The organism is Paenibacillus antarcticus (assembly GCF_001637225.1).
GTDB classification, from domain to species: domain Bacteria; phylum Bacillota; class Bacilli; order Paenibacillales; family Paenibacillaceae; genus Paenibacillus_AQ; species Paenibacillus_AQ antarcticus.
The window spans coordinates 12,691-23,884 of sequence record NZ_LVJI01000035.1 but is presented as its reverse complement, the minus strand read 5'-3'; the positions used below and the strand labels follow the sequence as shown (position 1 = coordinate 23,884).

9 protein-coding genes are annotated in these 11,194 nt (G+C 40.4%); 4 read left to right on the top strand and 5 right to left on the bottom strand.

Annotated features, from left to right (window positions below; genetic code table 11):
- Positions 1–18: 18 nt before the first annotated feature.
- The 4 genes from panD to uvrA all read right to left on the bottom strand — a co-directional run bounded on the left by panD (position 19) and on the right by uvrA (position 6,197).
- A complete protein-coding gene (panD, locus tag PBAT_RS19780; protein WP_068652150.1) occupies positions 19–402 on the bottom strand; it encodes an aspartate 1-decarboxylase in 384 nt (127 codons plus the stop codon).
- Between the two features lie 698 nt (positions 403–1,100).
- Complete coding sequence (deoD, locus tag PBAT_RS19775; protein WP_068652148.1) at positions 1,101–1,823, bottom strand: purine-nucleoside phosphorylase; 723 nt, start codon at positions 1,821–1,823, stop codon at positions 1,101–1,103.
- A gap of 242 nt (positions 1,824–2,065) precedes the next feature.
- Positions 2,066–3,589, bottom strand: a complete 1,524-nt coding sequence (locus PBAT_RS19770; protein WP_068652146.1) for an MDR family MFS transporter — start codon at positions 3,587–3,589, stop codon at positions 2,066–2,068.
- A gap of 100 nt (positions 3,590–3,689) precedes the next feature.
- The gene (gene uvrA, locus PBAT_RS19765) at positions 3,690–6,197 is read right to left on the bottom strand and encodes an excinuclease ABC subunit UvrA (protein WP_068652143.1); all 2,508 of its coding nucleotides are present in this window, start codon (positions 6,195–6,197) and stop codon (positions 3,690–3,692) included.
- 266 nt (positions 6,198–6,463) lie between these two features.
- On the opposite strand from uvrA, the gene PBAT_RS19760 reads away from it, so the two are divergent.
- The 4 genes from PBAT_RS19760 to nagA all read left to right on the top strand — a co-directional run bounded on the left by PBAT_RS19760 (position 6,464) and on the right by nagA (position 10,485).
- Positions 6,464–6,889 (top strand): MarR family winged helix-turn-helix transcriptional regulator, encoded by a 426-nt coding sequence (locus tag PBAT_RS19760; protein WP_188017016.1) that lies wholly within the window; start codon positions 6,464–6,466, stop codon positions 6,887–6,889.
- A gap of 452 nt (positions 6,890–7,341) precedes the next feature.
- Positions 7,342–8,256 carry a methyl-accepting chemotaxis protein gene (locus PBAT_RS19755; protein ID WP_068652139.1) on the top strand — a complete coding sequence of 305 codons (915 nt, stop codon included), beginning with the start codon at positions 7,342–7,344 and terminating at the stop codon, positions 8,254–8,256.
- Between the two features lie 274 nt (positions 8,257–8,530).
- Positions 8,531–9,316, top strand: coding sequence for a DeoR/GlpR family DNA-binding transcription regulator (locus PBAT_RS19750; RefSeq protein ID WP_068652137.1), 786 nt, complete (start codon positions 8,531–8,533; stop codon positions 9,314–9,316).
- A 26-nt stretch (positions 9,317–9,342) separates the two neighbouring features.
- Positions 9,343–10,485 (top strand): N-acetylglucosamine-6-phosphate deacetylase, encoded by a 1,143-nt coding sequence (nagA, locus tag PBAT_RS19745; protein WP_068652135.1) that lies wholly within the window; start codon positions 9,343–9,345, stop codon positions 10,483–10,485.
- 89 nt (positions 10,486–10,574) lie between these two features.
- Here nagA and PBAT_RS19740 read toward each other — a convergent pair whose 3' ends face one another.
- A complete protein-coding gene (locus PBAT_RS19740; RefSeq protein WP_068652133.1) occupies positions 10,575–11,147 on the bottom strand; it encodes a type 1 glutamine amidotransferase family protein in 573 nt (190 codons plus the stop codon).
- Positions 11,148–11,194 lie beyond the last annotated feature (47 nt).

The window sequence follows — 11,194 nt, the reverse complement described above, 5'->3', positions numbered from 1 at the left end:
CTACTTTCGCCTCAGATATTAAATCGTAGTAGAGTGCAACTCTTTATAGGAGTCCGTTACGATACGATTGTTCTCATCCATAATGACTACATTAGGTTTGTAATTCCTTGCTTCGCTCTCTTCCATCATTGCGTACGAGATAATAATCACCAGATCACCAGGTTGTACTAACCTCGCAGCTGCTCCATTTAGACAAACAACACCAGTTCCTCTTGGCCCAACAATGACATATGTCTCCAGTCTTGCTCCGTTATTGATGTTAACGATTTGTACTTTCTCATTCTCGATGATATTAGACGCCTCTAGAATATCTTCATCGATCGTAATACTTCCTACATAATTTAAATTTGCTTCCGTTACAACTGCACGATGGATTTTGGACTTATGGATTTCTCTGAACATAAATACACGCTCCCTATGAATTATTTAGTGGGTTAAATAAGTAGATTTGAACCGAATGCGTGAAGTTTCGACTACATTAAAATATGGATGTAGTAATCAATCACCAACTGAAAGCGTTTACAATAAAAAACTTCGTACTTACTCTCAGATATTTAAAATATATACCTAGAAAATAGACTCATGAATTAGCAGTAAAGCTTAAATATAGACTTACTCAGGTGAATTTCTTATATGATTTAAGTGTGTATAAAATGTGAGTTAGATTACCGCGTAGCATTTCTTTTTAAGGGAGACTGACAATAGTGGATACAGGTACCATAGAGTGAAACATTGTGTATTTGTGTAATAATGCCGTATAGGAATAATCCAATTGCTGAGCAATGAATCTATTGAATTATCAAGGAACCATTGATAGCCATCAATTTAACATTATTATACAAATAATGATAGTTTTAATCATTCTACCTTATAGTAGTTGTTTGGCTCTGTTAAAGGAAGGGAGATTATTTTATTATAGGGGGTAAATTTGTTTTGTAAGGAAAATGTACATTACAACAATTAATGTTGTTATATATATGCATTAATCCCCATAAACTTAATGGGATAAAGTAGGAATCAAGCGTGGGTAAAAGAAAAACCGAGCCATTTCAGGATTGAAATGGCTCGGTTCGATAAACGCTGTAGGATTTGAGCAGACTTTATTTTGCAATAGAAATAGCTGCTTCTAATGCCACTTCCATCATGCTGTTAAAAGAATTTTGTCTTTCTTCAGCTGTTGTTACGGCATGTGTTACTAATGAATCTGAGATGGTAAGAATACAAGCAGCTTGTTTACCTAATACTTTCGCATTATGAAACAGCGCATAACTTTCCATTTCTACACAAACACAATCATATTCATTGTAAAAGTCATTATGATTAGGCACATTATCTTCATGATAGAATACATCACTTGAATGAATTCTTGCCGTCATGAGTGGTTTGTTGATACTCTTAGCGGCTGCTTCAATTTTTTCATTTAAAGACTGACTTGGTAGTTGTACATTTCCTTCTACGCCGCTTTGTACGTAAGCATATGTAGATTCACTCCATGCACTATCTGCAAGTACCAAATCAAATAAATTTAATTTATCTGTATAAGCTCCTGCACTACCGATACGAATGATATTTTCTACACCATAACTATTATATAATTCGTAAGAATAAATACCGATACTTGGCATTCCCATGCCAGAACCCATCACTGACACTTCTACACCTTTATAAGTCCCCGTATATCCAAACATATTTCGTACCGTATTGAATTGCGTTGGATTCTCTAAGTAGGTTTCTGCGATGTATTTTGCTCGCAAAGGATCTCCTGGCATTAATACGGTTTTAGCAATTTCTCCATTTAGTGCTGTATTGTGTGGTGTTGACATGATTTATACCCCCTATGTTTGTTGCTCTAATATTATATTACTATACCGTCCATGAATTCAAATATACATTCAATATTTTCTTTTAGATCAACTAAATAGATTCCAAGAATATTATGTATCGAGAAATAAACCGACCGATAATCAGATAAGATCCTGATTGCCGGTCGGCATTACATCGAACTTTATGTGCTTCAATCGGACTTTGTGAGACAGTCATTACTCATACATTCCAATATGAATTGTTAATGTGAAGGCGTATATTCGTCAAGTTCACTTGCTGGATCGAACTTTTCTTTGCTCATAAACAATGCTGCCACAAGCGCGATAACAGAAGGAATAATAGCCCAAGCAAATGTATGAACGATGGACGAAGATAATGCCTCTGTAATCGAATCAAGAACCTGAGTAGGAATATTTGCCCGAGTCTCTGGGGTCAAGATTGCACTCGGATCGCTAAGATCGACACCTTGCGCTGCTTCTCCTCCACTGCTGAACATAGAAGCTAACTTATTCGTAAACACATGACTTTGAATAATACCGAATACCGTAATGCCTAGCGTCATCCCCAGTTCCCGCGTGAAACTAAGCGTCGAACTTGCAGATCCACGCTGTCTTGCTGTAAATCCATGGATCGCCGCATTACTTAATACAGAGAACGATGCACCTATCCCAAGACCAACAAGGAACATAAAGATTGTTACCATGAAGCGCGAGGTATCCGTCGTTAACGTTGTAAGTAGAGCAATACCTATAGCAAGCAGCGCAAGCGTCGATATCATGATGGAACGGTAACTAAGCTTAGATAGCAAGATCCCTCCGCCTGCAGCAGTAATCACGGATCCAACCATCATTGGAAGTAAGACGAGCCCTGAATTCGTTGCCGATCCACCTAGAACACCTTGAATATAGATTGGAATATAGACAGAGGCAGTAATAAATGCTGCACCGCTAAATATAGCCATCACATTACTTGTTGAATAGAGACGGTTTTTGAACATCCCAAAGGTGATGATTGGTTCCTCTGCCCGACGTTCAATAAATACAAAACTAACAATAAGTACGGCGAAAGCTACGAATAAACCTATAATCATCATAGAATTCCAAGCATATTGCTTACCGCCGAGCTCAAGTGCGAACATCAGACAAAGAATTGAAGCTACCAGTGTAAAAGCACCCATATAATCGATTTTTTGCTTAGAATGCTCGACAGATTCTTTGTAAAAAATTGCAATCATTATGAAAGCAATAATACCGATAGGTAAGTTGATGTAGAAAATCCAAGACCAATGCAGATAATCTGCGATATACGCACCAATTAGAGGTCCAAATATACTGGAAATACCATAAGCGGCACCGAATAATCCACCTATCTTACCTCGTTTCTCTGGAGCAACCACATCGAACATAATCGTGAATGCGATCGGTACGAGCGCTCCACCACCAATTCCCTGAATTGCGCGATAAATACTCAGTTGTACGATAGAGTCTGCCGTACCACATAAGGCAGAACCGATCATAAATACAATAATACCGAAGATAAAGAAGCGTTTGCGACCATACATATCCGATAATTTACCGAAAATCGGCATACCTGCCATCTCTGCTATCATATAAGCAGAGGTTACCCACATTAATTTATCTAAGCCACCTAAATCCCCAAGGATGGTTCCCATAGCTGTTGCTAATATGGTGTTATCCATCGATGCCATAAGCGTGGCAAGTAGTAGCGCGCCTATGATGACGCCTACTTTATTTTTCTTTTCCATCTTCTATTGTTCCCTCCACTACTACTCAACTTCTAACACAATACCGACCATCATCAATACACTCTGGCCATTAATTTGTATTCTCATAAGACTTTTTTGATTAGAGCCCTTCAACTAAAATGTGCTTCAAGAACATACCCGTATAAGAATCCTTCACTTTGGCTACCTGTTCCGGTGTACCTTTAGCTACTAGCTTCCCACCCGCTTCGCCACCTTCTGGACCAATATCAATCACCCAATCGGATTCCCTAATCAGCTCTAAACTGTGCTCGACAACGATAACCGTATTCCCTGTATCGACCAATTTATGAAGCAATACTAGAAGCTGTTTAATGTCCGTTGGATGGAGACCTGTGGTCGGCTCATCCAACAAATAAAGCGTATGGTTTTTAGATGGTTTACTAAGTTCTTTAGCCAACCTAATTCGTTGTCCCTCGCCACCAGATAAAGTTTTGACCGATTGACCCCATTTCAGATAGCCCAGTCCAACCTCACACAGCATCTCAATGGTGGTCGCCACTTTCAGTTCCGACTTGAGGACCACAAGACTTTCCTGTATCGACATATTCAGTAGGTCTGAAATAGATAAGCCCTTATACTGAACTTGCAAAACCTCATCCGTAAATCTTCTGCCCTTGCAGTCGTGGCACTTCACCTCTAGGTCAGGTAAGAAATTCATATCTACGGACAGCATACCTAGACCTTGGCATCTCTCGCAACGACCTCCTGGTGTGTTAAATGAGAAATGCTTCGAGGTTAGCTTTCTTTCCTTAGCCTCTGGTAATCCTGCAAACAACTGACGCAGATGCGTAAACACATCGGTATAGGTCGCGACATTCGAACGTTGAATTCTCCCCATTGGCGTCTGGTCAACAATAACGATATTACCGATATGCTCCAAGCCCGTTATTTCCTTACAACAACCTGTGTGCTCCTGTTCCTTCGAACTTCCCTGGGCAAGGATATCGAATACAAGTGTAGATTTGCCTGAACCCGAAACCCCTGTTACGGATACAAGACACCCAAGTGGAAAGGAAACGATGGGCATATTAAGATTGCGATACTGCGCATCCTGGATCGTAATATGCTGTCCACTCTCCTTCCTTCGAACACGTGTGGGAGACGAGAGTCCCTCTTCTCTTAAATAAGCCCCTGTAACCGAAAGCTCACTTGCCATCAAATCCTCCAGACTACCTTCACCCACTACAGTCCCACCGTATATTCCGGCACCCGGACCGATATCAATCATATGATCGGCAGCACGCATCATCTCGACATCGTGTTCAATAACAAGGACTGTATTGCCCAGATCGCGTAGCTCCTGAAGCACCCGAATGAGGCCCACTGTATCCCGAGAGTGAAGCCCTGTCGTCGGTTCATCTAGAATATACAGTACGCCAGTCAGACCTGAACCAAGCAGGGACGCGAGTCGCAACCGTTGCGCTTCTCCACCAGACAGCGATACCGTCTGTCGGTTCAAGGATAAATAACCAAGCCCGACATTCATAATACGCTTTAACCGTACAGGCATATCATAGAGGATAGGCTCAAGTAGCTGAAGTCCTTTAGATGGTATTACCGCCTGCAACGCTCTCGTCCACTCGTATACTTCACCGAGCGACCAATCTGAGACATCAGTAATGGATGCATCAGCTACCCGAACAAGACGAATTTCTTTCTTCAGGAGAGCTCCATGGCATTCAGGGCAGAGCTGTTGGTGAAAGAATCCTCCGTCTTTTTCCTGAGCATTGGACTCCCCCTCCTTCTCCTTGTAACGCCGCCACAAACCAGGAATGACACCTTCAAATTTAGTGCCTTGGACCGGCTTCTCATTCGGATAATGACCTTTAAATACCTCACTCTCAACTCCGTAGTACAACACATCACGCAGAACTTGACCGTAATCTTTCAAAGGTTGATCAGGATCAAGGTCAAATCCATAATGTTTGCCCGCCGCCATCAAGATTCGTATCTGGATATCACGATGGACACCATTAAGCGAGGCAACTCCCCCGTCACGCAGACTAAGTTCAGGATTGAAGACAGCCGCTTCATTAATGCGTGCTACATGACCGAGACCACTGCACGTAACACAGGCTCCCTCTGGCTTATTGAAAGAAAAGTGTGACATACCAAGCTTCTCAAGCTCTGTATTGCAATGCGGACAACTGATTGTCTGACATTCGATGTCCTCGTCTTCCTCTACCAACAATCCTGCTGGCTCAAAAGAAGGCGGGATGATCTTACTACATGAAGGGCATACCCGCTCCCCCAGTCTAGAAAAGATAAATCGGACATACGTGTATATGTCAGTCACTGTCCCGACTGTCGAGCGCGGGTTGCGGTTGGTAACATGCTGTCCGACGCTGATAGAAGGGGACAGACCTTCTATAGACTCCACCTTCGGTCTACTGATCGAATCCGATGTCAATCCCATCGATTCCATGTACTGTCGCTGACATTCCCGCTGAAGCGTATCCATCGCTAACGTCGATTTACCAGAACCCGACGGCCCTGTCAGGATGACCAACTTATTCTTAGGAATCGAAAGCGAAACATTCTTCAGGTTATTCTCCCGCGCACCTTTAATAACAATGACTTCTTTCAAGAAAATTTCTCCTCATGTTCCAATTTTCAATCATATCGTTGAAGAAATAGACTCAAAGTACCTGTTGAATTGGCGTTATGCTCTATCTCTTTGCAAATGAGTAATAATTCCGATACAATAAATTTAATTAATCACACGTAAATCTAGTATCTCGTATATAAAGTATCTTGATTGTCGAGATACTTATATTTTAAAAGGAGTGTTTTCTTTTGTCAAGCAATCAACAAGATCAACCAACCGATTTGCAAGAAAATTTCACCTTACGTATGAGAGGCCTGGGAACCAGAACAGTCGTATATCAGCAGAATGTAGCTGCCTCTCTAGGGTTATACAATAACGATTATTTATCCGTAGATATTCTGCACGAAAAGGGTCCCATTACCGCTGGAGAGCTATCCAAACTAACCGGGCTTGCTACAGGAAGCGTTACCGCTTTAATTGATCGTCTTGAAAAAAATGGGTTTGTTCGCAGAGAAAATGACCCCAATGACCGTCGCAAAGTCATTATTGTCCCTTTATATGAAAATAAAGAAGAGGTCAGCAATACGTACCACCCTCTTCACACCGCAATGCTTAAACTGGCTTCATCCTATAAGGTTGAAGAACTTGAGCTTATTACACAGTTTTTAGATAAAGCGAGTACAATTCTGGATGAACAGATTGAGCATCTCAACTCTACCCCACGAAAGTAAATCTTCTTCATGAACTTTATATTTAGACATCAAACAGGACGATAATCCGGTTAGTCGAAAGACTGCGGGCTATCGTCCTATTCTCAGCTCTATTTCAACAAAATATGATTTCTCCGTCTACATCACATTAAATGACTCAATGATTGAGGTAAGAACAGCAAAAGCCTAGCAGACTTCGGGTGAATTGCTTGTATTTCGCTAGACTCAGCCGAATATTATGTCGGAAGTTCCGAATATTCAAATTACTTTCTACAACAATCTACAAACTTACAGTACTTATGATTGGATTTTATCTCTTTGCATGTCGAATATTGCCTCTATACTCCGATACTTATTTATTGTATAATCTGCCATGTTAAATATTAGTATATTTGTCCCATACACTAACATAAACCAATGAATATAAATGATATTTTTCCGAATTTAATTTTCCACTATAAAGGGAGTGACTCATGTTAATAACGAAGTTGTCGACACAAGTTCTTGATGAAAATGCGGTGATGGTTGCATTAGAGCAATCACTGGCTATGATTGAGTTTAATACACAGGGCGATGTGTTATGGGCGAATGAGAATTTTGCTCAGGCGATGGGCTATCAAATGTCTGAGTTGCCAGGAATTCACCATAAGCAATTTTGTACACCAAACTTTATTAACAGTTCAGAATATAGAACACTATGGGATAATTTAAGAAAAGGTAAGAAATTTCAAGAGAAAATCGTTCGTGTGACAAAGGATGGCAGTATTCTTTGGCTTGAGGCCACGTATATGCCAATATACAATGATACTGAACAGGTAGTGGCCGTTCTTAAAGTAGCGACAGACATAACAGCACGAGAAATTGCCACAACCCAATTAACTACCGAATTAAAAGAGTTGGCAGAGGATTTACTCAAGCGTACAGAAGAAGGTATTAGACGCAATCAGCAAGTGGCTTTATCCATTGAGCGTATGATGAACGACAATGAGAACAACTTGAGCCATCTTTACAACCTGGAACAGCAAAGTATAGCCATTCAGCGTATTGTCCGAACGATAGGGGAATTCGCTTCGCAAGCGAACCTACTCGCCTTGAATGCGGCAATTGAAGCGGCACATGCTGGGGACCATGGACGCGGCTTTAGCGTTGTAGCAACTGAAGTTCGTAAGCTTGCGAAACATGTTCAGGAATCTGCACAAGAAATTCATTCCACTGTTGAAGAGATTTCCGAACATGTTGGTAGAGTCAGCGGCGGAACAAAATCCTCCCAACAGGCAATTATCGATAGCCAGCATCAAATACAACAAGCAGTCGGTGAATTTGCAGGAATTAGCGAAGCAGCTGGCAATCTAGATGCTCAGGCTAAGACTTTGAGCCAATTGATGTAACAGGAAATTGAGATCATGATACCCATCGCAATAGCTACCTTAACCGCCCTTTATATATTGGCGGTTTTTTTCCATCCATTCACCCGTTATGACTAATTACAAGTCATTTTTAAGTTCTTCCAATTTCCTATTAGATAATTCGTTAACCGAGTAGATTACGGTAGATTTGTTGAACTTTCAGAATTAAATGCTTATATATACTTATATAATGTATAATATACTTATAAATACTTGAGTGTATAATTAAAATTACTTAAATGGAGGTGCATATATTATGTTTCAAGAAGAACGATTGTTAAAAATACTTGAATACTTGAAAAAACATCAATCGATGAGTGTTATAGATATTTGTACGCACTTTGAAGTATCGAGGGATACTGCTAGACGGGATATTGTTAAATTGGTACAAGAAGGCGTTGTTATTCGAACTCATGGGGGGCTTTCATTACCTGAGTTACAGAAAGAAATGTTATCTTATCAGGATCGATTGATTGATGAATCCGAGAGTAAGAAAAGAATAGGGAAAATTGGGGCACAACTTATCCAAGACCATGAGACTATTATTCTAGACGTATCAACCACAGTGCAATTTGTTGCAGAACAAATTACCGCCAAGAATATTACGGTTGTTACGCACTCCATTGATAACGTAGGTATTTTATCCAATCGAGAGGATCTTCAAATATATATTCTCGGTGGTTACTTAAATGTAAAGCACCGTTTCTTATATGGCTCTTCCATTATTGATAAACTAAGTGAAATTCGTGCTGATAAAGCCTTTATTGGAGCATCGGCAATCAGATCTGATGGACTCTACTATGCATATGAAGAAGATGCCCGGGTAAAGAAAGAAATGGCCCGAAGATCTGATCAAGTTATCGTAGTGGCCGATCACACCAAATTTAGTGGTAAATCTATTCATCGGCTAGACTTTGATTTCGTTGACATTGTAATTACAAGTAGGGAACTCCCAGTTGAGATAAGAGAAGTTCTGGATCAGAAGAACATCACCGTTATTGAGTGTCCGGAAGAAAATCAAGAGGTTCGAAACCAAGAATGATACCCATAGAATAGAGGGGGATTTATATGAATTATATTTTGCATAATGTACAACTGGTACTTCGAGACAGTATCGTTCCATCAGCCAATGTGTGGATTTCTGAAGGGAAAATCATGAGGATAGATACAGGTGATCTTCCTATTGTAGATGGAGACCATGAACTGATTGATGGTAGATGGCATTTGTTAGTACCAGGCATGATAGATGTTCATATCCATGGTGCCAATGGTTTTAACATGATGGACGGCAAGACCGAGAGTATTCAAGAAGTCTCACGTGTATGTGCTTCAACGGGGTGCACTTCATTTCTGGCTACCTCTGTTAGTTCCACGATAGAGGATCTTCTAGAAATGATTCGTAGTGTTAAGCTTGTACAAGGACGTGAAGCAGGCGCAAAGATTGCAGGTATTCACTTAGAGGGCCCTTATCTGAATCCGAAGCGAAAAGGAATGCAGAATGAAAAGTATTTACGGCATCCTGACTTAGAAGAAATGAAGATGATTTTTGAGGAAGCAGGTTCCCTCATTAAGATGGTTACTATAGCACCTGAGCTACCGGGCGGTATGGAGCTGATTTCCTTTTTGAAGGAACAAGGAGTCATTATAGCCATTGCTCACTCTGATGCCACATATGAAGAAGCCAAACAAGCCTTTTCAGCAGGTGCTAGTCATGTTACCCATTGTTTTAATGGTATGCGTCCGATTCATCATCGAGATCCCGGGCTTATCGTGGCGGCTTTCGAAGAGAAACATGTGAGTCTTCAAGCTATCGTGGATAATGTCCATCTACATCCTGCTATCATTCGATTGATGCATAGCTTGAAAGGACCTGAAGGTATGGTCTTAATCACAGACGCTCTACAAGCCATGGGTATGGGTGATGGGAATTATATATTTGGAGGCCATCATGTTTCGGTAAAGGATGGCATTGCGAGACTAGAGGATGGAACATTAGCCTCCAGTACAGTTACCATGAATGAAGCCTTACGTTATACTGTCGAAACTGGAATTTCGTTGCTGGATGCTGTTCAGATGGCTTCAACTACCCCAGCCAATATTCTTGGGCTTCAACAAAAAGGGGAGATTTCCGTTGGTTTCGATGCTGACTTAGTCCTATTAGATAAAGAATTTCAAGTTCTATGGACGATGGTGGGCGGACAGATGCTATGAGTGAGAAGTATATTCTTGGCATTATATAATGATAAGAATATGTCCCTATGAAATACCAATAACCGCGATGAACGCGGTTATTTTCTTGCTTATTCTGGATATAATCCATTTTTAAAAAAGCTATACCATCCATCAATGGTTTCGATTGGCGAGATATCTAACTTCTTCATAATTTCCCTTGCAAATTCTAAAGATGCCGTACCATTAGCCGTAATGATACAGTCACTCGAAACGGTCTGTTGTTCTATAAAATTTGCGTCCCCTTTATAATTAGGAGCAAATTCCTTTAAGTATTCCAATGAATTTCCAGTGTGAGGAATGTTGTCTAAATAGCTATGTTCTGCCAAAAAGGTTGTAGCGTCACATATAGCAGCTATAGGTACCCTATCCTGTATACATTTTTCAATAAGTGGAGTAATCGCTGAATTATCTTTCCATGTTGTACCCCCGATTAAAATTAACATTTCACACTGTGAGGGTATACTGTCTATATTATAGTCAGGAATAACAGTAAATCCGCCCATCGATTTTACATTGTCGCTATTTAAAGAAACTGTACTTACTTTGCATTCGCTTTCTGGCTTATTTAGTACGGCACATATATATCCCGCTTCCCAATCAGCATATCCATTGGAAATAAAAATCAATACTTCCTTTTTCATATCGTAACACTCCTTTTAATTTGATTATATATAACAAAAGATGACAA